At 70.7% G+C, this 21,321-nt stretch carries 23 protein-coding genes; 13 read left to right on the forward strand and 10 right to left on the reverse strand.

Going from position 1 to position 21,321, the window contains the following annotated elements:
- Positions 1-78: 78 nt before the first annotated feature.
- Positions 79-1,107 (forward strand): class II fructose-bisphosphate aldolase, encoded by a 1,029-nt coding sequence (gene fbaA, locus OAW74_RS06885; RefSeq protein WP_262873564.1) that lies wholly within the window; start codon positions 79-81, stop codon positions 1,105-1,107.
- Positions 1,108-1,150: 43 nt separating this feature from the next.
- Here fbaA and OAW74_RS06890 read toward each other — a convergent pair whose 3' ends face one another.
- Genes OAW74_RS06890 through OAW74_RS06900 form a run of 3 tightly spaced genes read right to left on the reverse strand, consistent with a single transcriptional unit; the run spans position 1,151 to position 3,388 of the window.
- The gene (locus OAW74_RS06890; RefSeq protein WP_262873565.1) at positions 1,151-1,702 is read right to left on the reverse strand and encodes an MOSC domain-containing protein; all 552 of its coding nucleotides are present in this window, start codon (positions 1,700-1,702) and stop codon (positions 1,151-1,153) included.
- Between the two features lie 31 nt (positions 1,703-1,733).
- Entirely contained in the window at positions 1,734-2,330 is a 597-nt protein-coding gene (locus tag OAW74_RS06895) for a DUF6264 family protein (protein ID WP_262873566.1), read from the reverse strand.
- Positions 2,327-3,388 carry a 4-hydroxy-3-methylbut-2-enyl diphosphate reductase gene (locus OAW74_RS06900; protein WP_262873567.1) on the reverse strand — a complete coding sequence of 354 codons (1,062 nt, stop codon included), beginning with the start codon at positions 3,386-3,388 and terminating at the stop codon, positions 2,327-2,329. Before OAW74_RS06900 ends, OAW74_RS06895 begins: the two co-directional genes overlap by 4 nt.
- Before the next feature lie 83 nt (positions 3,389-3,471).
- On the opposite strand from OAW74_RS06900, the gene xseA reads away from it, so the two are divergent.
- From xseA to OAW74_RS06940, 8 genes are all read left to right on the forward strand, one after another.
- On the forward strand, positions 3,472-4,764 hold the full coding sequence (gene xseA, locus OAW74_RS06905) for an exodeoxyribonuclease VII large subunit (RefSeq protein ID WP_262873568.1): 1,293 nt from the start codon (positions 3,472-3,474) through the stop codon (positions 4,762-4,764).
- A 10-nt stretch (positions 4,765-4,774) separates the two neighbouring features.
- Entirely contained in the window at positions 4,775-5,008 is a 234-nt protein-coding gene (locus OAW74_RS06910) for an exodeoxyribonuclease VII small subunit (RefSeq protein ID WP_378733527.1), read from the forward strand.
- The gene (locus OAW74_RS06915) at positions 5,008-5,649 is read left to right on the forward strand and encodes a DUF4245 domain-containing protein (protein WP_262873570.1); all 642 of its coding nucleotides are present in this window, start codon (positions 5,008-5,010) and stop codon (positions 5,647-5,649) included. Before OAW74_RS06910 ends, OAW74_RS06915 begins: the two co-directional genes overlap by 1 nt.
- Positions 5,650-5,684: 35 nt before the next feature.
- Positions 5,685-6,284 carry a carbonic anhydrase gene (locus OAW74_RS06920; RefSeq protein WP_262873943.1) on the forward strand — a complete coding sequence of 200 codons (600 nt, stop codon included), beginning with the start codon at positions 5,685-5,687 and terminating at the stop codon, positions 6,282-6,284.
- 43 nt (positions 6,285-6,327) lie between these two features.
- Entirely contained in the window at positions 6,328-7,725 is a 1,398-nt protein-coding gene (locus tag OAW74_RS06925; protein WP_262873944.1) for a class II fumarate hydratase, read from the forward strand.
- A 38-nt stretch (positions 7,726-7,763) separates the two neighbouring features.
- Positions 7,764-9,299, forward strand: a complete 1,536-nt coding sequence (locus OAW74_RS06930; protein ID WP_262873571.1) for a sensor histidine kinase — start codon at positions 7,764-7,766, stop codon at positions 9,297-9,299.
- A complete protein-coding gene (locus OAW74_RS06935; protein WP_262873572.1) occupies positions 9,296-9,952 on the forward strand; it encodes a response regulator transcription factor in 657 nt (218 codons plus the stop codon). Before OAW74_RS06930 ends, OAW74_RS06935 begins: the two co-directional genes overlap by 4 nt.
- Positions 9,953-10,226: 274 nt before the next feature.
- Complete coding sequence (locus OAW74_RS06940) at positions 10,227-10,454, forward strand: hypothetical protein (RefSeq protein ID WP_262873573.1); 228 nt, start codon at positions 10,227-10,229, stop codon at positions 10,452-10,454.
- A gap of 345 nt (positions 10,455-10,799) precedes the next feature.
- Here the strand turns inward: OAW74_RS06940 and OAW74_RS06945 are convergent, their stop codons facing one another.
- The 3 genes from OAW74_RS06945 to OAW74_RS06955 form a co-directional block, all read right to left on the reverse strand.
- Positions 10,800-12,155: a PhoH family protein gene (locus tag OAW74_RS06945; protein ID WP_262873574.1), complete on the reverse strand. Its 1,356-nt coding sequence runs from the start codon at positions 12,153-12,155 to the stop codon at positions 10,800-10,802.
- Positions 12,156-12,346: 191 nt separating this feature from the next.
- Positions 12,347-13,468 carry an aminotransferase class V-fold PLP-dependent enzyme gene (locus OAW74_RS06950; protein WP_262873575.1) on the reverse strand — a complete coding sequence of 374 codons (1,122 nt, stop codon included), beginning with the start codon at positions 13,466-13,468 and terminating at the stop codon, positions 12,347-12,349.
- Between the two features lie 17 nt (positions 13,469-13,485).
- The gene (locus tag OAW74_RS06955) at positions 13,486-14,265 is read right to left on the reverse strand and encodes an isoprenyl transferase (protein ID WP_262873576.1); all 780 of its coding nucleotides are present in this window, start codon (positions 14,263-14,265) and stop codon (positions 13,486-13,488) included.
- Between the two features lie 137 nt (positions 14,266-14,402).
- Here OAW74_RS06955 and trhA point away from each other — a divergent pair, with 137 nt between their 5' ends.
- Positions 14,403-15,101 (forward strand): PAQR family membrane homeostasis protein TrhA, encoded by a 699-nt coding sequence (gene trhA, locus OAW74_RS06960; RefSeq protein WP_262873945.1) that lies wholly within the window; start codon positions 14,403-14,405, stop codon positions 15,099-15,101.
- A gap of 4 nt (positions 15,102-15,105) precedes the next feature.
- On the opposite strand, the gene OAW74_RS06965 is transcribed toward trhA, so the two are convergent.
- A complete protein-coding gene (locus tag OAW74_RS06965; RefSeq protein WP_262873577.1) occupies positions 15,106-15,399 on the reverse strand; it encodes a hypothetical protein in 294 nt (97 codons plus the stop codon).
- 68 nt (positions 15,400-15,467) lie between these two features.
- Between OAW74_RS06965 and OAW74_RS06970 the strand changes: the two genes are divergently transcribed.
- Positions 15,468-15,863: a DUF4307 domain-containing protein gene (locus tag OAW74_RS06970; RefSeq protein ID WP_262873578.1), complete on the forward strand. Its 396-nt coding sequence runs from the start codon at positions 15,468-15,470 to the stop codon at positions 15,861-15,863.
- 85 nt (positions 15,864-15,948) lie between these two features.
- Positions 15,949-16,440 carry a transcription elongation factor GreA gene (greA, locus tag OAW74_RS06975; RefSeq protein ID WP_262873579.1) on the forward strand — a complete coding sequence of 164 codons (492 nt, stop codon included), beginning with the start codon at positions 15,949-15,951 and terminating at the stop codon, positions 16,438-16,440.
- A 28-nt stretch (positions 16,441-16,468) separates the two neighbouring features.
- Here greA and ilvA read toward each other — a convergent pair whose 3' ends face one another.
- Together ilvA and OAW74_RS06985 are read right to left on the reverse strand one after the other, a co-directional pair.
- Positions 16,469-17,695, reverse strand: coding sequence for a threonine ammonia-lyase (ilvA, locus tag OAW74_RS06980; protein WP_262873580.1), 1,227 nt, complete (start codon positions 17,693-17,695; stop codon positions 16,469-16,471).
- On the reverse strand, positions 17,692-18,885 hold the full coding sequence (locus OAW74_RS06985) for an AI-2E family transporter (protein ID WP_262873581.1): 1,194 nt from the start codon (positions 18,883-18,885) through the stop codon (positions 17,692-17,694). Before OAW74_RS06985 ends, ilvA begins: the two co-directional genes overlap by 4 nt.
- A gap of 63 nt (positions 18,886-18,948) precedes the next feature.
- Here OAW74_RS06985 and OAW74_RS06990 point away from each other — a divergent pair, with 63 nt between their 5' ends.
- Positions 18,949-20,241, forward strand: coding sequence for a winged helix-turn-helix domain-containing protein (locus OAW74_RS06990; protein WP_262873582.1), 1,293 nt, complete (start codon positions 18,949-18,951; stop codon positions 20,239-20,241).
- Here the strand turns inward: OAW74_RS06990 and OAW74_RS06995 are convergent.
- Positions 20,238-21,320, reverse strand: coding sequence for a DNA glycosylase AlkZ-like family protein (locus tag OAW74_RS06995; RefSeq protein WP_262873583.1), 1,083 nt, complete (start codon positions 21,318-21,320; stop codon positions 20,238-20,240). The two genes, OAW74_RS06990 and OAW74_RS06995, sit on opposite strands and share 4 nt — an antisense overlap.
- Position 21,321 lies beyond the last annotated feature (1 nt).

Raw genomic sequence — 21,321 nt, forward strand, 5'->3', positions numbered from 1 at the left:
GTCCGGGCGACGGCATCCCCCGCGCCCACCCTCCTTCGCTAGGCTGGCCATGAACGCACGCCGACCGGAGGAGCTGTCATGCCCGTCGCCACCCCAGAGCAGTACGCCGAGATGCTGGACCGCGCGAAGGCGGGTGGCTTCGCCTACCCCGCCATCAACGCGGCCAGCTCGCAGTCCGTCAACGCGGTCCTCCAGGGCCTCACCGAGGCAGGTTCCGACGGCATCCTGCAGGTCACGACGGGAGGTGCCGACTACTTCGCCGGCCACACCGTCAAGGCCCGCGCCACGGGCGCCCTCGCCTTCGCCGCCTATGTGCACGAGGTCGCCAAGAGCTACCCCATCACGGTCGCCCTGCACACCGACCACTGCCCCAAGCCCGCACTCGACGACTTCGTGCTGCCGCTGATCGCCGCGTCGGAGCAGGTCGTCGCCGACGGAGGCCAGCCCATCTTCCAGTCGCACATGTGGGACGGCTCGGCCGTGCCGCTCGACGAGAACGTCGAGATCGCCAAGGAGCTGCTGCCGCGGCTGAAGGCCATCAACGCGATCCTCGAGGTCGAGATCGGCGTCGTCGGCGGTGAAGAGGACGGCGTCAAGCACGAGGGAACCAACGACGCACTGTACACGACCACCGGTGACGTCGCGAAGTTCGTCGAGGCTCTCGGCCTCGGCGAGAACGGCCGCTACATCGCCGCCCTCACCTTCGGCAACGTGCACGGCGTCTACAAGCCGGGCAACGTCAAGCTCAAGCCCGAGCTGCTCGGCGAGATCCAGGCGGGCATCGCCGAGCGTTTCGGCACCGGCCCCAAGCCCCTCGACCTCGTCTTCCACGGCGGCAGCGGCTCGACTCCGGAAGAGATCGCCGAGGCGGTCAGCAACGGCGTCGTCAAGATGAACATCGACACCGACACGCAGTACGCCTTCACGCGCTCGGTCGCGGGCTTCATGTTCCAGAACTACGACGGCGTGCTCAAGGTCGACGGCGAGGTGGGCAACAAGAAGGCCTACGACCCTCGGGCCTGGGGCAAGGTCGCCGAGTCGGCGATGGCCGCCCGCGTCGTCGAGGCGACCCGCGAGCTCGGCTCCTACGGGCACTCGCAAAGCTGACACACCGAATGACGAAGGCCCGGGGAACTACCCCGGGCCTTCGTCATCTCGGGTCCCGATAGCCCTCGAGCAGCCCGGGCGCGCCCTCGGGGCGGTGCACGACGACGATCTCGTCGCCCGCGCGCACGCGACCACCCGTCACGACCCGCAGATACGGTCCGAGGCGGCGTTCGGCCGAGAAGCGCTTGACCCAGCCGCGCTCGTCGGGCCCGCCCACCCAACGCGCGAAGGTCTGGCACGGCGTGCGCGGCATCGTGACCTCCACCTCGACGCGGTCGCCGATGCGCCAGCGCTCGCCGATCAGTGCGGCGTTGACGTCGATGCCCTCGGTGCGCAGGTTCTCGCCGAAGAATCCGGGCGGCAGCTCGCGGCCGAGCTCCCCCTCCCAGTGCGCGGCGTCTTCCTGCGCGTAGGCGTAGAGCGCCTTGTCGAGCCCCCCGTGATGCTTGCGGTCGGCCTGCACGTCGGCGTAGACGCCGTACGGCCCGATCTTCACGGCGCCCTCGACCGGCTGCTTGTCGATCGCGGTCACCCCGATCGTGCCCGCATCGGGCAGCAGCTGGCGGACGACGCAGACGGCGAGGAGGCGCGGCATGCTCCGAGGCTACCGTTCCTGCGCGGCGCCCTCAGGCGCCCGCGAGGACGTAGTCGATGAACCCGGGATCCGACAGCAGCGGGACGAGCAGGCAGGCGTAGACGCCGATGAAGCTGACGACGGCTCCGACCAGCGGGATCCACCACGCGATGCGCCCAGAGCGCATCACGCGGAACGAGATGAAGGCGGTCGCCAGGTAGCCGATCACCAGCACGCCGGCGGCGATCGGGCCCCACAGCTGTGCCGAGGCGGTGTTGGTGAAGCTGCCGTCGATGCCGATGATCTCCCACGCGTTCTGGATGACGGCAGCCAGGTCGAGATAGCCGAACGCAGAGAAGAGCACGTTGACGAAGCCGAAGCCCAGCAGGCCCGTCGTCACGACGCGGTCGACCGGATGCTGCCGCGTCGCGGCCGCCGGCGCCGCCTGCGGGTCGTGTCCGACGCCGTTCGGCGACGGAGCCGTGGTCGGCGCCGGCACGGCGTGCCCCGCATCGTAGGCGGCCGTCACGTCGGGCTGCCGGATGCGGGCGCGCTGCTCTTCGGGCGTCGCATACTCGCCGTAGCGGGGGCGCGACGGCGCGCCGCTCGCCGGGTGCTCGTCGGGCGCGGGCGTCGCGGCGTCGGTCACGCGCGGGTCCGTCCGCCCAGCGCGCGCGCGTCGCGGGAGCCGGCGGCATCCTGCCGGAGCTCCTTGGGCAGCGAGAACATCAGGTCCTCCTCGGCCGTGCGCACCTCTTCGACGTCGCCGTACCCGGCGGCGGCCAGGTCGGCGAGCACCTCCTGCACCAGCACCTCGGGCACCGAAGCGCCACTGGTGACGCCCACGGTCTCGACGCCGTCGAGCCACGCCTGCTCGACCTCATCGGCATAGTCCACCCGGTAGGCGGCCTTGGCGCCGTACTCCAGGGCCACCTCGACCAGTCGCACGCTGTTCGACGAGTTGGCCGAGCCCACCACGATCACGAGGTCGGCATCCTTCGCGACCTTCTTGATCGCGACCTGACGGTTCTGCGTCGCATAGCAGATGTCGTCGGAGGGCGGATCGTGCAGCTCGGGAAAACGCTCGCGCAGACGCCGCACCGTCTCCATCGTCTCGTCGACCGAGAGCGTCGTCTGCGACAGCCACACGACCTTCGATGGGTCGCGCACCTCGACCAGCGCCGCCTCTTCGGGCGAGTTCACGACCGTGACATGGTCGGGGGCCTCCCCCGCCGTGCCCTCGACCTCCTCATGCCCGGTGTGGCCGATCAGCAGGATCTCGTAGTCGTCGCGGGCGAACCGCACCGCTTCGCGGTGCACCTTGGTCACGAGCGGACACGTCGCGTCGATGGCGCGCAGGCCGCGCTCCGACGCCGCGCTGACGACCGCAGGCGACACGCCGTGGGCGCTGAAGACGACGTGGGCGCCCTCCGGGACTTCATCGACCTCGTCGACGAAGATCGCCCCCAGGGCTTCCAGCTCGGTCACGACGTGGATGTTGTGCACGATCTGCTTGCGCACGTACACGGGGGCGCCGAAGCGCTCGAGGGCCTTCTCGACCGCGATGACCGCGCGGTCGACGCCGGCGCAGTATCCACGGGGCGAGGCCAGCAGCACCCGCTTGTGTCCGGGCACCGGGATATCCTGAAGCAGCTCGCGGCGCCGCGGTACGCGGGGCACGGGCATGCGGATCGCTGTGCTGCTCATCGACAAGAGTCTACGGCGACCGCCCTGGGCGAGCGCCGCATGACGGCGGGCCCCTGCCCGGCGACGAACACCGAGAGGACCGGATGACGACCTTCCAGGCCGAGCCCGTGCCGGGCGAGCCGCCCCCAGCCGACTCGGTCTCGCCCCGCGACTCGACGCTCGACGCGCCGACCTCGGTCTCACGGCTCAACGACACCATCCGCGGATTCATCGAACGCTGGGGGTCGGTGTGGGTCGAGGGTGAGATCACGTCGTGGAACGTGCGCGGCGGCAATGTGTTCGGCCGCATCAAAGACCTCGTCACCGATTCGACCATCTCGATCCGCATCTGGTCGAGCACCCGGCAGCGCCTGCCCGCCGATCTCAAGGTCGGCGATCACGTCATCACGTGCGTGAAGGCCGACTACTACCCCCGAAGCGGCGACTTCACCTTCGCCGTCTCGGCCATGCGCCACGTCGGTCTCGGCGACCAGCTCGAACGGCTCGAGCGGCTGCGCGCCCAGCTGAAGGCGGAGGGGCTGTTCGACTCCGCCCGCAAGAAGCCGCTGCCGTTTCTGCCGCATCTCATCGGGCTCATCACGGGAGAACGGTCGGATGCCGAGAAGGACGTGCATCGCAACGCCGAGCTGCGCTGGCCACAGGTGCGCTTCCGCACGCAGCACGCGGCCGTGCAGGGCGACCGGTGCGTGCCGGAGACGATCGCGGCACTGAAGGCGCTGGATGCCGATCCCGACGTCGATGTCATCGTCATCGCCCGCGGAGGAGGCGACCCGCAGACCCTGCTGGGCTTCAGCGACGAGCGGCTGCTGCGCGCGGTGGCCGCGGCATCCACCCCCGTCGTCAGCGCCATCGGCCACGAGAACGATCACCCCCTGCTCGACGATGTCGCCGACCTGCGCGCCTCCACCCCGACCGATGCCGCCAAGCGCGTCGTGCCCGACGTCTCGGAGCAGCGGGCGCTCGTGGCTCACCTGCGCTCACGCCTGACCGGCCGGCTCACGCAGCGGGTCACCCACGACATCGCCCAGCTCGAGCAGCTGCGCTCGCGACCCGTGCTGCGAGCGCCTGACACGCTCATCGACGCGCGCGCGCAGCAGCTGTGGCTGCAGGTGTCTCGGGGCAGAGACCTCATCGACCGCCGCATCGAGACCGGCGCGCGGCGCGCCGCGGAGCTGCGGGCGACACTGCGTGCGCTCTCACCCGCGTCGACGCTGGCGCGCGGCTATGCGATCGCACACCTCGGCGACGGCGTCATCGTGCGCGATGCCGCGCAGGCGCCGAACGGCACGACCGTCGTCGTCACCGTCGCCGAGGGGTCGTTCGCGGCCCGCTCGCAGGGACCCGTCGCCGAAACCGGCGATGCCGTGTCGAACTAGGATGGACACCGTGACCGAGACCTCCCCGGCCAGCACCGACGTGGCGAGCATGTCGTTCGAGCAGGCCCGCGACGAGCTCGTGCGCGTCGTCGCCGAACTCGAGCAGGGCGCGCCCACGCTCGAGCAGTCGCTCACCCTCTGGGAGCGCGGCGAGGCCCTCGCGGCCCGCTGCGAGGAGTGGCTGCTGGGCGCCAAGCGGCGCCTGGATGCGGCGCGGGCCGAGGCCGAGGGGCCGGAGGCCTGATGGCGCAGCGCATCGTCGCCGAGCTCGGCCGGCCCGAGACGCCGGACGAGACCGCCGCGCGCAAGGCGGAGTCGTCGCGCGTCTACCGTTCGTCGCAGACGGCGCGCAACCTCGTCGCCGCACTGATCGTGACCGTCGCCGTGGTCGCCGTGATCTTCTTCGCCGTCCCCAGAGGCACTCTCGCGGAGGCCGATCCGATCGACGTCACCGCCGTCGCGGCGCAGGTCGCCGACACCGAGGGTCAGCCGATCGTCGCGCCCGACATGGGTGAGGGCTGGGTCGCCAACCTCGCGCAGCTCGACGACGTCGGGGGCCTGCGGGCCTTCGCCGTGGTCTGGGCGCAGGACGACGATCAGGGCACGAGCTTCGTGCGGGTCGCGCAGGGCTTCGAAGCCGATGCCGGCTGGCCCGCCCGCGTGCTCACCGGCGCCGCCGTCGGCGAGACCGTCGTGATCGACGGCATCGACTGGATCCGCTACGAGATCTCCGATGCTCAGCGCGCGGGCAACATCTCGGCGGCCCTGAGCACCCAGGCGGGCGCCGACACCGTCATCGTCTACGGCTCCGACGACGCGAGCCTCGAGACCGCCGCCGCCTCGATCGCCGACGATGTGTCGGCCCTGCGTGAGGAGACCCCGTGACCGAGCAGCAGACCCCTCGATCGGTGTGGCACGACATGCGCGCCGGCAACGCTCGCTTCGTCGACGGGGCGCCGCAGCATCCGCGTCAAGACGCCGACCGCCGCCACGAGCTGGCCACCGTGCAGACTCCGCGCGCGGTGCTCTTCGGCTGCTCCGACTCGCGACTGGCGGCAGAGATCATCTTCGACCAGGGCCTCGGCGACCTGTTCGTCGTGCGCAACGCGGGCCAGGTCGTCTCCGACTCGGCCATCGCGAGCCTCGAATACGCCGTCGCCGTGCTGAAGGTGTCGCTGGTGGTCGTGCTCGCCCACGACGGATGCGGCGCCGTGCGCGCCGCGATCGACTCGACGGACCCGGAGGCGGCGGAGCTTCCTCCGGCGATCTGGCGCCTCATCGCCCGCATCGTGCCGGCCGCGCGCACCGTGCTGAGGGCCACCCCCGACGCGACGGCGCACACCGTCGACGCCGAGCTGGTCGGCCGCGAGCACCTGCGCAACACGGTCGACGACCTGCTGGCGTCGTCGAAGCTCATCAGCGACGCCGTGGCCGAGGGGCGCCTCGGCATCGTCGGGGCCAACTACCGGCTGGCCGAAGGCACCGCCGTTCCGCACGTGAGCGTCGGGCTCGACGCCTGACGCCGCACAGACACCACCACCAGGAAACGAGGACGTGACCGAGATGACCGACGCGATCGAGTACCGCATCGAACACGACACCATGGGCGAGGTGCGCGTGCCCAAAGACGCGCTCTACGCCGCTCAGACGCAGCGTGCCGTGGAGAACTTCCCGATCTCGGGCAAGGGGCTCGAGCCCGGTCAGATCGCCGCGCTGGCGCGCATCAAGAAGGCCGCGGCCCTCGCCAACAAGGAGCTCGGCACGCTCGACGGAGCCATCGCCGACGCGATCGCGGCCGCCGCCGACGAGGTCGTGACCGGCGCCTACGACGCGCACTTCCCCGTCGACACCTACCAGACCGGCTCGGGCACATCGTCGAACATGAACATGAACGAGGTGCTCGCGACACTCGCGACCCGTCTGCTCGGCGCCACCGTTCACCCCAACGACCATGTCAACGCCTCGCAGTCGTCGAACGACGTCTTCCCGACGTCGGTGCACATCGCCGTCACCCAGGCGCTCATCGACGACCTGATCCCGGCGCTCGACCACCTCGCCGTCGCCCTCGAGGCGAAGGCCGAGCTGTGGAAGGACGCCGTGAAGTCGGGCCGCACGCACCTCATGGACGCGACCCCGGTCACGCTCGGCCAGGAGTTCGGCGGCTACGCCCGCCAGATCCGCCTCGGCATCGAGCGTGTGCAGTCCGTCCTCCCCCGCGTCGGCGAGGTCCCGCTGGGCGGCACGGCCGTCGGCACCGGCATCAACACGCCTCTCGGTTTCCCGCAGAAGGTCATCGAGCTGCTCGTCGCCGAGACGGAGCTGCCGATCACCGAGGCGAAGGACCACTTCGAGGCTCAGGCCAACCGCGACGGCCTCGTCGAGGCATCCGGCGCGCTGCGCACGATCGCGGTGTCGCTGACCAAGATCAACAACGACCTGCGCTGGATGGGCTCCGGCCCCAACACCGGACTCGGCGAACTGCACATCCCCGACCTGCAGCCCGGCTCGTCGATCATGCCGGGCAAGGTCAACCCCGTCGTCCCCGAGGCGACCCTCATGGTCTGCGCACGCGTGATCGGCAACGACGCGACGGTCGCGTGGGCCGGCGCCTCCGGCTCGTTCGAGCTGAACGTCGCCATCCCCGTGATGGGCACGGCGCTGCTCGAGTCGATCCGCCTGCTCTCCAACGCGATGCGCGTGCTCGCCGACAAGACCGTCGACGGGCTCGAGGCCAACCTCGAGCGCGCCGCGGCGTTCGCCGGCATGTCTCCCTCGATCGTGACGCCGCTGAACAAGGTCATCGGCTACGAGGCCGCCGCGAAGATCGCGAAGCACTCCGTGGCCAAGGGCATCACGGTGCGCGAGGCCGTGATCGACCTCGGCTACGTCGAGCGCGGCGAGATCACCCTCGAGCAGCTGGATGCCAAGCTCGATCTGCTCTCGATGACGCATCCGGGTTGACCCGCGCGGAACGGGCGAGCGCGCGCGATAATCAGGGGGTGACCACGTCGTCCCGCCCGATTTCGGCGCGCGCTCGCATTCTCGCGGCGATCCTCGCCGTGGCGTGCGTCGGCCTCGCCGTGGTCGGCAGCGTCACCTTCCTCGTGCAGCGCGACCGCGTGCTCACGGCGGTCAACGCCCGCCTGCAGGACCAGGTGACGAGGCTGCAGACGGTCGCGACCCCCGATCCGACCGCGTCGGCGACGCCGAGCCCCTCTGGCACGCCCGATCCCGACGGCGAGGTCACGGCGACCGAGACGATCAACCTCGACCAGTTCGACTCGGTGGAGGACTATCTGCACGCCGTCGTCGCCCGACTCGTCCCGGCGCGCAACGAGGGGTCGGTCGCCGTGATCGACGGAGAGCCCCGGTTCAAGCCGTCGACGCTGTCGGGGTTCGATCTGTCGCAGAATCAGGCGCTCATCGATCGCGCCGTCGCCGAGACGGCCGACGGTGAGGTCAAGCGCGGCACGTTCAACGACGGGACCGCGTCGCTGCGCTACATCGCCATTCCCGTGACGATGGAAGGCGACCCCGAGCAGGGCGTCTACATCAGGGCGATCGACCTGGGCGCCGAGCTCGAGCCGGTCACCGCCACCATGACGACCTTCGTCGTGGCGGCCCTCGCGGTGCTCGCCGCGATCGGCGTCGTGGGCTGGTTCGTCGCCGGGCGGCTCCTCTCGCCGATCCGGTCGCTGCGCGACGCGGCCGACTCCATCACGATCGCCGACCTGTCTCCTCGCCTGCCCGCAGAGGGCAACGACGACATCTCCGACCTCACCCGCACGGTCAATTCGATGCTCGACCGACTCGAAGGGTCGGTCGACGTGCAGCGCCAGCTGCTCGACGACGTGCGGCACGAGTTGAAGACGCCCATCACCATCGTGCGCGGCCACCTCGAGATGATGGATCCCACAGATCTCGACGACGTCGCCGCGACGAGGGAGATCGGCATCGCCGAACTCGACCGCATGACCCGCCTGGTCGACGACATCGACCTGCTCGCAGCCGTGGAGGGCGACGCGTTCTCGATGGGTGAGATCGACCTCGCCGCGCTCACGGCACGGGTCGGCGAGCTGGTCGCCGTGATCCCCGGGCACACGTGGGAGGTGGCCGACACCGCGCAGGGCGACATCGTCGGCGACTCCGACCGGCTGCTGCAGGCGTGGCTGCAGCTGGCCGACAACGCTGCCAAGTACACCCCGGCCGGCTCCCCCATCGAGATCGGGAGCGTGCGCACCGCCGATACGGTGCGGCTGTGGGTGCGCGACCACGGGCCGGGAATCCCGCCGGCCTACCGCCACCGCATCTTCCGTCGTTTCGATCGGGCCCAGGGCAAGCGCACCGTGGGCGGCTCGGGGCTGGGGCTGGCGATCGTGGATGCGATCACCAAGGCTCACCACGGTCAGTGCACGGTCACCGACACGCCGGGCGGCGGCGCGACGTTCACCATTCAGCTGCCGGTGGCCGCAGCGGAGCTGCCGGCACCGGTGCGCGCCGGTGACGTGGTGTTGCAGAGAGAGGCTGCCGAATGACCAAGATCCTCATCGTGGAAGACGAGGCACGGATCGCTTCGTTCGTCAGCCGCGGACTCCAGGCGAACGGCTACGAGACGACGATCGTCGACGACGGCGCGGTCGCCTTGGAGCGCATCGTGCGCGACGACTTCGACCTCGTGCTCCTCGACATCGGCCTTCCCTCGCTCGACGGCTACGAGATCGTGCAGCAGGCGCGCGCGCAGGGCATCGGCATCCCCATCATCATGCTCACGGCCCGCACGAGCACGCGAGACACCGTCGAAGGACTCGATTCGGGTGCCAGCGACTACGTCGCCAAGCCGTTCACCTTCGAGGAGCTGCTGGCGCGCGTGCGCTCACGCCTGCGCGAGAGCTCCGTGCCCACCGGCATGGTGCTCACGCACGGTGACGTGGTGCTCGACATCCTGGCGCGCAAGGCGAGCGTCGACGGCGTCGAGGTCGAGCTGTCGACGCGGGAATTCGCGCTGGCCGAGCAGTTCCTGCGCAGCCCCGGTCACGTGCTCACCCGCGAGCAGCTCTTGAGCCGGGTGTGGGGGCTCGATTTCGACCCGGGCTCCAATGTCGTCGACGTGTACGTGCGGTACCTGCGCGGCAAGCTCGGCGCGCACCATATCGTCACGGTGCGCGGAGCCGGCTACCGCTGGGAGTAGCGGGTATCGCCCGCCGACGAGGAAGCCCCCGGTGCTGGGGGACACCGGGGGCTGGGGAGGGGCCGCGCTGGGGACGCAGGCCCATCATCAATCGCGATCGCTAGGGGAATCGTGCGATTGACCTTTCCTCCATCCGTCGTGCGAGCTTCGTCGGTCGCTCGCGGATGATTCCTCCGTGGGGTCGGAGGAAGACTGTCGTGCCCTGTCGGCTCTGTCGCCCACGCGAGCATCGTCGCCGCCCATGGTGGCCTGAACCTTCTCGAGCCAGGCTGCCGTGCGCTTCTGCGACCACCCCTGGTTCTGCGCCCACTCGCGCACCGCGTCGGACGCGCCGCGCTCGCCCGCACTCTCATCGCGGCTCTTCTCGGAGCGCGAAGACGACGATGTCGAGGACTTCGACGAGGTCGAGGTCGACGACGTCGCGGGCGACGTCTGGGTCTGTGCGACCGGCGCGACGACCACCGGCTCGGGAGCCGGGACCGTCTCAGGGGCGTCGACGTGATCGATCTGAGGCGCCTCCGCGCTGGCCGAAGCAGACGGCGACGGTGCCGGCGCGGCGGCCGTCGACGCGGAGGGAACGACGACGCGCGCTCCCGTGAGCGTCACGCCGCTCGAGTCCGCCAGGGCGGCGCCGTTGGAGAGGGCGACGGCGCACACGACGGCGACACTGGCTGCGACGGTGGCCGCGCCACCGAACGCCAGTCGTGCCCGACTGTCCACTGTGCACTCTCCCCGCAGCGCGCCCCTCGCGCTTCTCATCCATGGTCGCACTACACGGTGAGACTGGGAGGAGATGGGGATGAGACTCTTCTCATCTCCATCTCCTCCACACAGGACGCGGAGCCGGTCAGGCCAGTTCGCCCGCCTCCAGCAGGTCGGTGACGAGCGCCGCGATCGCCGAGCGCTCCGAGCGCATGAGTGTCACATGACCGAACAGATCGTGCCCCTTGAGCGTCTCGATCACCGAGGCGACGCCGTCATGGCGGCCCACGCGAAGGTTGTCGCGCTGGCCCACATCATGGGTGAGGACGACCCGGGAGTTCTGCCCCATGCGGCTGAGCACCGTGAGCAGCACGTTGCGCTCGAGCGACTGCGCCTCGTCGACGATCACGAACGCGTCGTGCAGAGACCTGCCGCGGATGTGGGTCAACGGCATGACCTCCAGCATCCCCCGTTCGACGACCTCTTCGAGCACGTTGCCGGAGACCACCGAGCCCAGCGTGTCGAACACCGCCTGGCCCCAGGGGTTCATCTTCTCCTGCTGGTCGCCTGGAAGATACCCGAGCTCCTGCCCGCCGACGGCGAACAGCGGCCGGAAGACGATGATCTTCTTCTGCTGCTGACGTTCCAGCACGGCTTCGAGACCCGCGCACAGCGCGAGCGCCGACTTGCCGGTGCCGGCGCGGCCGCCGAGCGACACGATGCCCACGTCGGGGTCGAGCAGCAGATCGATCGCGATGCGCTGCTCTGCCGAGCGCCCGTGCAGACCGAACACCTCCCGGTCGCCGCGCACGAGCCGGAACTCGCCGTCGCCGCTCACCCGGCCCAGGGCCGACCCCCGTTCGGAGTGGATGATCAGGCCCGTGTTGACGGGAAGCCCCCGCACGTCGTCGCTCGAGGCGACTTCGCTCTCGTAGAGGTCGCTGATGTCGTCGCCCGAGACGTCGATCGTGGCGATGCCTGTCCACCCCGAGTCGACGGCCTGCTCGGCCAGGTACTCCTCCGCACTGATACCGAGCGATGCGGCCTTGACGCGCATCGGCAGGTCCTTCGAGACGACGGTCACCTCCTGCCCGTCCTGGGCGAGGTGCATCGCGACAGCCAGGATTCGGCTGTCGTTGTCGTTCAGGCGGATGCCCGAGGGCAGAACCGAGGAGTCGGTGTTGTTGAGCTCGACCCGCAGCGTGCCACCCGCGCCGACCGGCACGGGAAAGTCGAGCCTTCCGTGCTCCACACGCAGCTCGTCGAGGTGACGCAGCGCCTGCCGGGCGAAATAGCCGATCTCCGGATCGTGGCGCTTGCCCTCCAGTTCGGAGATCACCACCACGGGGATGACGACGCTGTGCTCGGCGAAGCGGAAGAACGCCCGCGGATCGCTCAGCAGAACCGAGGTGTCCAGAACATACGTGCGCAGATCGGTCTGATCATCGACCCCCTGCGCACTGTCGAGACGGTGCTGCTGATGTGGTGCTCGTGTGGTCACAACCCACTCCCGCCCCGGGTGTTGCACCCGGCTGTCGCGAGTCGACCGTGGTCACGAGTCGTGTACCGCTGGGCCGACCCGACCGGGCTCCTTGCCCGATGACGCCAAGCTACGTCCGCCTGGCACAACGGCGGTCAGCGACACGCTGGCGTGTCGGTTACGTCCGCGTTAATTCCGCGGTGCCTCGGCACTCACCACGCGCGGCCCGACGCCGCCGTCGCGAGCGCGTCGACCAGCATCCGCATCGTCGCCTCGTCGGTGCCGGCGTGGGGGGCGATGCGCAGCACACCCTCGCGGGCGGTGAAGACGAGCCCGTGGTTGGCCAGCGCCGCAGCGATCGGGCCGGCGTCGGCCGGTTCGGGGGCGAGCGCGACGATGCCCGCGCGGCGCACGGGGTCGCGAGGGGTCACGACGGCGATGCGGTGCGAGTCGGCGATGGCGATGACCTCGTCGACCCGCTGCCGCAGTGCGGCTTCGATGGCGTCGAGCCCCGCATCGCGCACGTCACGGAGGGCGGTGGTCAGCCGCGCCGCCGCGAGCGGGTCTGGCCTGCTCACGCTGAATCCTCTGGCCGCCCGCGCGGCCGGCGGCAGCTCGCCGGGCTGATCGGCCTCGCCGAGACCGGTGAGCCCCGAGAAGACCGGGGTGAGACGCTCGAGCGCGCGATCGCCGAACCACGCGAAGCCCGTGCCCCTCCCCGCCCGCAGCCACTTGTAGCCGTGCGCGCAGACGACGTCCGCGGCGGCGTAGTCGGCGTCGACGACGCCGAACCCCTGCACGGCGTCCACGATCAGCAGGCGGTCGCCGATGACCTCGCGCAGCCCTGCGAGGTCGGCACGGTAGCCGGTGCGGAAGTCGACGAGGCTCACCGCCACTGCTGTCACGTCGTCGGTGAGGGCTTCGCGCACCGCCTCGGGCGAGACGACGGCGTCGTCTGGTTCGAAGCGCACCACCTGCAGATCGGGTCGCGCCTGCGCCGCCCGCGCGGCCGCCACCCGCAGGCTCGGAAACTCCGCGTCCGAGACGAGCACCGCGCCCGACAGCCCGAACAGCGCCTGCATCAGTCCGTCGGTCGTCGACGGCTGCAGCACCACCTGGTCGACCGGCACGTCGAGCATCTCGGCCACCAGCGCGGCGGCATGACCCGGGTTCTCACCGACGAGGTCGATGCTCGAGCGTCGCCCCGTGCCCAGCAGATCGGCGTCTGCTCGCACCTCGGCGCGCACCGAGGGCGAGAGGGGCCCGAAGGCCGCCCAATCGAGATACCCCGGTTCGCCGTCGAACGAGGCCAGATACGACTCGATCGTGCTCATCGTCCGATTCTCGCAGTTCAGCCGCCGTAGCGGCGATCGCGGGACCCGTAATCGCGGATGGCCCGGAGGAAGTCGACCTCGCGCAGGTCGGGTCCGAGCGCCTCGACGAAGTAGAACTCGCTGTGCGCGCTCTGCCACAGGAGGAAGTCGCTCAGCCGCTGCTCCCCCGACGTGCGGATGACCAGATCGGGGTCTGGCTGACCGCCGGTATAGAGGTGCTCGCCGATCTGCTCGGGCGTCAGGCTCGCGGCAAGGTCTTCGAGCGAGCCGCCCTGGGCCTGATGGTGGCCGATGATGCTGCGCACGGCATCGACGATTTCACCGCGCCCGCCGTAGCCGACCGCCAGGTTGACGTGCAGACCCGCATTGCCCCGCGTTCGCTCCGCCGCGTCGGCGAGCACACGCGCGAGGTCGGGCGGCAGCAGATCCGCCCTGCCGACGTGCTGCACCCGCCAATCGGGCTCGCGGGAGAGCCCGTCGGCCAGCTCGGCGATGATCTCGATGAGATCGCTGAGCTCCTGGGTGTCGCGCTTGGTGAGATTGTCGGTCGACAGCAGGTAGAGCGAGACGACGCGGATGCCGACGGCGTCGCACCATCCCAGGAACTCCCGCATCTTCGCGGCCCCTGCCCGATGCCCGTGCGCGGCCGAGTCGTAGCCGAGCTGGCGTGCCCACCGGCGGTTGCCGTCGATCATCATCGCGACGTGACGCGGCACGGCCTCAGGCCGCAGCCGACGCCGGAGTCGACCGATGTAGAGCCGATAGAGCGGCCCTCTCCCCTCGTTCGACGCAGCCACGGCTCTACGCTACCGTCCACCGCCTACGAATCCCCTGCGGGTCTGCGGCCGCGTGCCCGGCTCGGCATATGCCACGGCGTAGGCTCGGCAGCGTGACCCGACCCCGCGACGCCGCGCTGCCCGACGACGGCGCCGAGATGCCCCAGCTGCCCCTGCTCGAAGCCGGCGCCGTCAGCGCGCAGGTCGAGCTCAAGCCCTCGTGGCGCGGCTGGATCCATGCCGGCACGTTCCCGGTCGCGATCGCCGCCGGCATCGTGCTGATCTGCCTCGCGCACAGTGGTGCGGCCAAGTGGGCGTCGGCCGTGTTCATGGCCTCTTCGCTGCTGCTGTTCGGCAACTCCGCGCTCTACCACCGGTTCAACTGGGGCCCCACCACCAAGGCGGTGCTCAAGCGGATCGACCACGCGAACATCCTGCTGCTGATCGCCGGCACCTACACGCCGCTGGCCGTGCTGGCGCTGCCCCCCGACCAGGGCAAGATCCTCCTGATCGTCGTGTGGACGGGGGCCCTCCTCGGCATCCTCTTCCGCGTCTTCTGGATCGGCGCCCCCCGCTGGCTGTACGTGGCGCTCTATCTGCTGCTGGGCTGGGCCGCCGTGATGTACATCGTGCCGCTGTTCCACGCGAGCGCTCCGATGATGGTGCTGGTCATCGTCGGCGGACTGCTCTACACGGGGGGCGCGATCGTCTACGGCCTCAAGAAGCCCAACCCGTGGCCCGGCCACTTCGGCTTCCACGAGATCTTCCACGTGTGCACGGTGCTCGCGTTCCTGTGCCACTGGACCGCGTGCCTGATCATCGCCCTCGACCCCGTGAGCCCGTCGCTCGGGGCCTGACGGCTCAGCGGCGCGCGTCGGGGTCGATGTCTTCGTCGTCGGTCTCGGTCGCGCTCTCGGCCGCATCGGCCTGCGCTGCCGCCTCGGCGTCGAGCTGCTCGTCGATATCGGCGCGCACGCGGCCTCGCCGGATGCGACGCATCATGTCCCACACGAGCAGGATCACCGCGACGGCGATGAACACGATCGCGGCGAACCCCCACGGGCCCGGCGTCACCAGATCGGGGTCGACCGTCGAGGTCGGCGTGGGTGTCGCTGAGGTCACTGCCACCGCGAAGGCGACGAGTGCGTCGTGCATGGGATTCCTCGTTCCGCGCCGAAGCGCCTAGCCTGGAAGTCCAGCCTAGATCGCACGACCGGAACCCGATGACGACCACTCAGCAGAAGCTCGACGACCGCTACGGTCGGCGCAGCCCTGCGCGCACGCGCTGGACGCTCGGGATCGTCGGCGCCATCGCGGCGGTCGTCGTCGTGCTGTTCGCGTGGATGACGGTCGCCGCCGCGATGGACGACGTCAGCGCGGATGCCACGGGCTTCCACATCGTCGATCAGCACAGCGCGACCATCTCGTTCCAGATCACGGCGCCTCCCGGCCGCACGGTCGCGTGCGCGCTCGAAGCACAGGATGTCGAGCACGGGGTCGTGGGCTGGAAGATCGTGGAGTTCGCAGCATCCGAGCAGCACGCGCGCGCCTTCGAAGAGACGATCCCGACCGTCGCCGAAGCGACGACCGGTTTGGTCAACTCGTGCTGGGTGACGTAATCTGACCACACCGCAGTCGACGCCCTGGCCCAACGCCGGGGCGTCTTGCCATATCGACCCCCGTCGCCGTTCGAAGGAGTCTGACGTGTCCGCCGATGCCCCCGTGACCTTCCTCACCCAGGAGGCGTACGACCGCCTCGCCGCCGAGCTGGAGCACCTCTCCACCGTCGGCCGCGAAGAGATCGCCAAGCGCATCGAGGCGGCCCGCGAAGAGGGCGACCTCAAGGAGAACGGCGGCTACCACGCGGCCAAGGACGAGCAGGGCAAGCAGGAGGCGCGCATCCGCACCCTCCAGCAGCTTCTCAAGGACGCCACCGTCGGCGAAGCGCCGGAGAGCAACGGCGTCGTCGAGTCGGGCACCGTGGTGACCGCCGTCGTCGCCGGAGGCGAAGAGGTGTTCCTGCTGGGCAGCCGCGAGATCGCGGCGAACTCCGAGCTCGACGTCTACAGCGAGGCTTCTCCGCTGGGCGCCGCCATCCTCGGCCTCAAGGAGGGCGAGAAGACCTCGTACACGGCCCCCAACGGCCGCGAGATCGCCGTCGAGGTCGTCAAGGTCGAGACCTACGCGGGTCAGTAGGCCCGGCTCTCACCCCGCCTCGAGGTGCTCAGTCCTCGACGACGCGCGGAGCGAACCCGGCGTCTTCGAGGGCGGCGATCACCTGCGCGCGGTGCTCTTCTCCGCGCGTCTCGACGCTCAGCTGCAGGATGACCTCGCTGATCTGCAGCCCCTGGCCGTGGCGCGTGTGCAGCACCTCGATGACATTGGCACCGACCTGTGCGAGCAGCTCGGAGACGCGCGCGAGCTGCCCAGGACGATCGGGCAGCGGGATCTGCAGCGACATGTACCTGCCGGATGCCGCCAGCCCGTGCGCGACGACGCGCTGCAGCAGCAGCGGGTCGATGTTGCCGCCGGAGAGGATCGACACCGTGGGGCCCGTCGCATGGATCTTGCCGGCGAGGATCGCCGCGACCCCGACCGCACCCGCGGGCTCGACGACCTGCTTGGCACGCTCGAGCAGCACCAGGAGCGCTCGGGCGATGTCGTCGTCGGTGACCGTGACGACCTCGTCGACGAGATCTCTGATGATCTCGAACGGGATGTCGCCGGGGCGGGCCACCGCGATGCCGTCGGCGATCGTCGGGGTGGTCTCGACGGTGACGGGCTGTCCCTCGACCAGCGACGACGGGTACGCCGCGGAGTTCTCGGCCTGCACGCCGATCACCCGCACCGTGCGACCGTCGGCCGCCGCGCGAGCCTTGACGGCCGCCGCGACGCCGGCGATGAGGCCTCCGCCGCCGATGCCGACGATCACGGTGTCGAGGTCGGGAACCTCGTCGTAGAGCTCGAGCCCGAGCGTGCCCTGCCCCACGACGATGTCGTCGTGGTCGTAGGGGTGGATCAGCACCGCGCCGGTGCGCTCGGCGAACTCCGCCGCCAGGCGCAGCGGCGTCTCGACGGTCGCACCCTCGAGGATCACGTCGGCGCCGTAGCCGCGCGTCGACAGCAGCTTGGGCACGGGCACCCCCAGCGGCATGAAGATCGTCGCGGGGATGCCGAGGGCCTGTGCCGCCATCGCCACGCCCTGCGCGTGGTTGCCGGCCGAAGCGGCGACGACGCCCCGCGCCCGCTCCTGGGCGCTCAGTCGCGAGAGCCGATAGGCGGCGCCGCGGATCTTGAACGAGCCGGTGCGCTGCAGGTTCTCGAACTTCAAGTGCACGGGCACCCCGAGCAGATCGCTGAGGTACTGCGATTCGTCGAGCGGCGTGTGCACGATGACGCCATCGAGCGTCGCGGCGGCGTCTTCCAACGCCGCCAGGGTCGGGCGGGTCACTGCGGGGTCCTCCTCGGGCGGGGCACGGTGCTCCAGATGAGATCGCCGGTGGGTCTGGCGCCGGGCTCCCACGCCCGGGACCCGACATAGACGGCGACGACGTTGACGAATGCGGCCAGCGGCACGGCGAACAGGGCGCCTGGGATGCCGGCGATCATGGCGCCGCCGGCGACCACGAGCACGACGGCGAGCGGGTGCACCTTGACAGCGGAGCCCATCAGCAGCGGCTGCAGCACGTGGCCCTCGAGCTGCTGCACGCCGAGCACGACCACCAGCATCCACAGCGCGATCCACGGTCCGTTGTAGACCAGGGCGAGGAAGACGGCGAGGGTGCCGGTGACGACGGCACCGACGATCGGCACGAAGGCGCCCAGGAAGACGAGCACGGCGATCGGGATCGCCAGAGGGACCCCGAGCAGGAAGGCGCCCAGCCCGATGCCGACGGCGTCGATCGTGGCGACAAGCAGCTGCGTGCGCGCGTAGTTGACGACGGTGACCCAGCCGGCCCGGCCGGCGCCGTCGGCGGCCGCCCTGGCGCGCCGGGGGAACAGCCGCACCGTCCACCGCCAGATGCCCGACCCGTCGGCGAGCAGACACAGCAGGATGAACAGCGACAGCACCGCTCCGGTCGCGACGTGCCCCACGGTCGTGCCGATCGCGAGGGCGCCCGACCACAGCAGCGAGGCCTGCTGCTGGATGAAGTCGAGCCCCTGCGCGAGCAGTTCGTCGATCTGCTCGGCGGTCAGATGCAGCGGGCCGTCGATGAGGTAGGCGCGCAGCTGATCGATCGCGACGACTGTCTTGGCCTGCACGCTCGCCCACTGCAGCGAGATCTGCCAGCCGACGAGCCACAGGAGTCCGGAGATCACCACGACCGTGCCGATGATCGCGACCACGATCGCGAGCCAGCGCGGCACGCGGTGCCGCAGCATCCACGCGAATCCCGGCCACAGCAGCGCCGTCACGAGGATCGCGACCAGGAGCGGGATGACCAGGAGCTTGAGCTCGATGACGAGCCAGATCGCGACGCCGATCGCCGCGGCGATCACGAGGAACCGCCACGCGTAGGCCGCCGACAGGCGCAGGCCGTGCGGCAGGGCCGAGACGACGCTCTCTTCGCCTGCGCGCCGCTCGGTGCGAACGGTCGCCCGCACCGCGGGCCGACGCGACGGATGCTGACGCGCACTCATCTGGCCAGTCTAGAGTCGCGCGGCGGCTGTGCCGTGTCGGTGGCCGTGGTTAGGCTCGTCGGCGTGAAGGAGTCGCTGAGCGCCGCCGAGGCCCGCCGCATCGCCCTGGCCGCACAGGGCTTCGGCCGCCCCCGTCCCACGGCCCCCGGCACGCGCCAGCTCAACATCGAACTGCGGCGCATGCGGGCGCTGCAGATCGACTCGGTGAACGTGTTCGCCCGCTCGCACTACATGCCGCTGTTCTCGCGGCTCGGCCCCTACGACACGGCGGCACTCGACCGGCTGCTGTTCGCCCCGCGTCCGCCCTATGTCGAATACGTCGCCCACGAGGCGGCGCTCGTGCCCGCCGCCGACTGGGCGCTGTTCGGCTTCCGCATGGACGAGATGCGCGCGAAGTACGGCACCTCGGCCGACGGCTGGTACCAGCGGCACCGCGAGATCGTGGACTGGGTGCGGGCCGAACTCGCCGAGCGCGGGCCGCTGCGCCCCGCGCAGATCGACCACGACGCCAAGCAGGCGCGCCGCGGCCCGTGGTGGGACTGGGACGTCGTCAAGCACGCGCTGGAGTTCCTGTGGATGTTCGGCGACGTCGCCATCGCCGGGCGCCGCGGTTTCGAGCGGCGTTACGGCCTCGCCGAGCACGTGATCCCCGCCGAGGTGCTGGCCGCCCCGGTCTCGCGCGACGAGGCGATCCTCGAACTGGTGCGCCGTGCCGCCGAAGCCTATGGCGTCGCCGGCGCGGCCGATCTCGCCGACTACTGGCGCGTGCGCGACAGACGTGCCGTCACGGCGGCGGCCGAGACGCTCGTCGACCTGGGCGAGCTGCAGCGGGTGACCGTCGAGGGCTGGACCACGGGCGGGCGACCGATGCCGGCCTGGGTGCACCGCGACGCGCGGCTGCCGCGGCGCATCGAGGGCGCGGCGCTGCTGACGCCGTTCGACCCCGTGGTGTGGTTCCGCGATCGGGCCGAGCGCCTGTTCGACTTCGAGTACCGCATCGAGATCTACACACCGGCCGCCAAGCGCCGCTTCGGGTACTACTCGCTGCCCGTGCTCGTCGGAGACGACATCGTCGGCCGGGTCGACCTCAAGGCCGACAGGGCGGGCTCGACGCTGCGTGTGCAGTCGGCGTGGTGGGAAGACGGCCGCCCCGCCCATGCCGCCGAGCTGATCGCCGGCGAGCTGCAGGCGGCGGCCGAGTGGCAGCAGCTCGAACGCATCTCGGTCTCAGACTGGGGCGACGCCGTCGACGAGCTCGCCGACGCGCTGCCGGGGGCCGCCCGCCACGACCGAGGTGCCGCCGATGCGGTCGCACTCGCCCCCGACGAGCCCGACCCGCTGCCGACCATCGCCTAGCCGGTGCGGACGACCTCGAGACCCAGCCAGTGGGCCAACTCGGCGATCTCGCGGTCGACGTCGGCGGCGGCCTGCTCGTCGAACACCACATCTTCGTGCACGGCCGCGACCCGCAGCACGCCCGCCTTGCGGTCGGCTCTGGCGTCGAGCTTGCCGACGAGCGCATCATCGCGCAGGATCGGCAGCGCGAAGTAGCCCCAGCGGCGCTGGGCGGCCGGCTTGTACATCTCGAGGATGTACTCGAAGCCGAAGATGTCGGCGATGCGGTCGCGGTCGAACACCAGGCGATCGAACGGGGAGAGCAGCGCCGTCCGACCGGCGAACGGCGCATCCCGCAGCACCGGATCGAGGTGCCACTCCCCCTGGGTGCCCGCCACCTGCACGATCTCGCCGAGCTCGGCGGGATCCACGTCGTCGCCGCGCTCGGTGAGCGCCTTGCGCCGGGCGATGCCGAGCGAGCCGAGGCGCCGCCATGCGCGACCGAGCGCAGCATCCGCCTCGGTCAGGTCGTCGACATCGGCCGGATATACGCGCTCGGCCAGATCGAACAGCCTCCCCTTCGCGTCGCGCCCCGACACCGCCACCTGGCCGCACGCGAGCAGGATCTCGAGCATCTGCGACGAGTTGCGGTTGTTGGTCCACCCGGTCGATCGCCACGAGACCTGCGCCGTGTCGGGGATGTCGACGGGATGCTGCGGCCCCCGCTCTCGGAGCTGCGCGAGCACGTCGCGGCGGAACGCGGCGTTGGCGTCGAGCCACTCGCGCGGCTCGCGGTAGCGCGGCCCTGCCCGCATCACCGGCAGGAACAGCGGCAGGTCGGCCATCGGGCGCAGGAACCCGCCCCACTCGAAGACGGCGCGATCCTGCTCGATTAGCCGCGCCAGATCGGAGGGCTGATAGGGCCAGCCGAGCCGCGTCCACAGCACGAGATCCGTCGCACCGGCGACCGCGGCGGTGGGCTCGGTGTCGATCGCGCCGAGCCCGTCGAGGGCCTCCATGATGTCGGCGGGGCGCTCGGCGCTCAGAAGCTGCGCCGTGACCGCGACGCGGCGGGCCTCGCCACGGCTGAGCGTGCGCATC

It is taken from the genome of Microbacterium fluvii (assembly GCF_025515205.1).
In the GTDB taxonomy this organism is placed as follows: Bacteria; Actinomycetota; Actinomycetes; order Actinomycetales; family Microbacteriaceae; genus Microbacterium; species Microbacterium fluvii.

Coding starts and splice junctions, on each gene's coding strand:
- xseA (WP_262873568.1), top strand. CDS start 3,472: ATGACGACCTTCCAGGCCGAGCCCGTGCCGGGCGAGCCGCCCCCAGCC.
- OAW74_RS06985 (WP_262873581.1), bottom strand. CDS start 18,885: ATGAGTGCGCGTCAGCATCCGTCGCGTCGGCCCGCGGTGCGGGCGACC.
- OAW74_RS06900 (WP_262873567.1), bottom strand. CDS start 3,388: ATGAGCAGCACAGCGATCCGCATGCCCGTGCCCCGCGTACCGCGGCGC.
- fbaA (WP_262873564.1), top strand. CDS start 79: ATGCCCGTCGCCACCCCAGAGCAGTACGCCGAGATGCTGGACCGCGCG.
- OAW74_RS06925 (WP_262873944.1), top strand. CDS start 6,328: ATGACCGACGCGATCGAGTACCGCATCGAACACGACACCATGGGCGAG.
- trhA (WP_262873945.1), top strand. CDS start 14,403: ATGCCCCAGCTGCCCCTGCTCGAAGCCGGCGCCGTCAGCGCGCAGGTC.
- OAW74_RS06965 (WP_262873577.1), bottom strand. CDS start 15,399: ATGCACGACGCACTCGTCGCCTTCGCGGTGGCAGTGACCTCAGCGACA.
- OAW74_RS06890 (WP_262873565.1), bottom strand. CDS start 1,702: ATGCCGCGCCTCCTCGCCGTCTGCGTCGTCCGCCAGCTGCTGCCCGAT.
- OAW74_RS06920 (WP_262873943.1), top strand. CDS start 5,685: ATGCGCGCCGGCAACGCTCGCTTCGTCGACGGGGCGCCGCAGCATCCG.
- OAW74_RS06970 (WP_262873578.1), top strand. CDS start 15,468: ATGACGACCACTCAGCAGAAGCTCGACGACCGCTACGGTCGGCGCAGC.
- OAW74_RS06995 (WP_262873583.1), bottom strand. CDS start 21,320: ATGCGCACGCTCAGCCGTGGCGAGGCCCGCCGCGTCGCGGTCACGGCG.
- OAW74_RS06915 (WP_262873570.1), top strand. CDS start 5,008: ATGGCGCAGCGCATCGTCGCCGAGCTCGGCCGGCCCGAGACGCCGGAC.
- OAW74_RS06950 (WP_262873575.1), bottom strand. CDS start 13,468: ATGAGCACGATCGAGTCGTATCTGGCCTCGTTCGACGGCGAACCGGGG.
- OAW74_RS06935 (WP_262873572.1), top strand. CDS start 9,296: ATGACCAAGATCCTCATCGTGGAAGACGAGGCACGGATCGCTTCGTTC.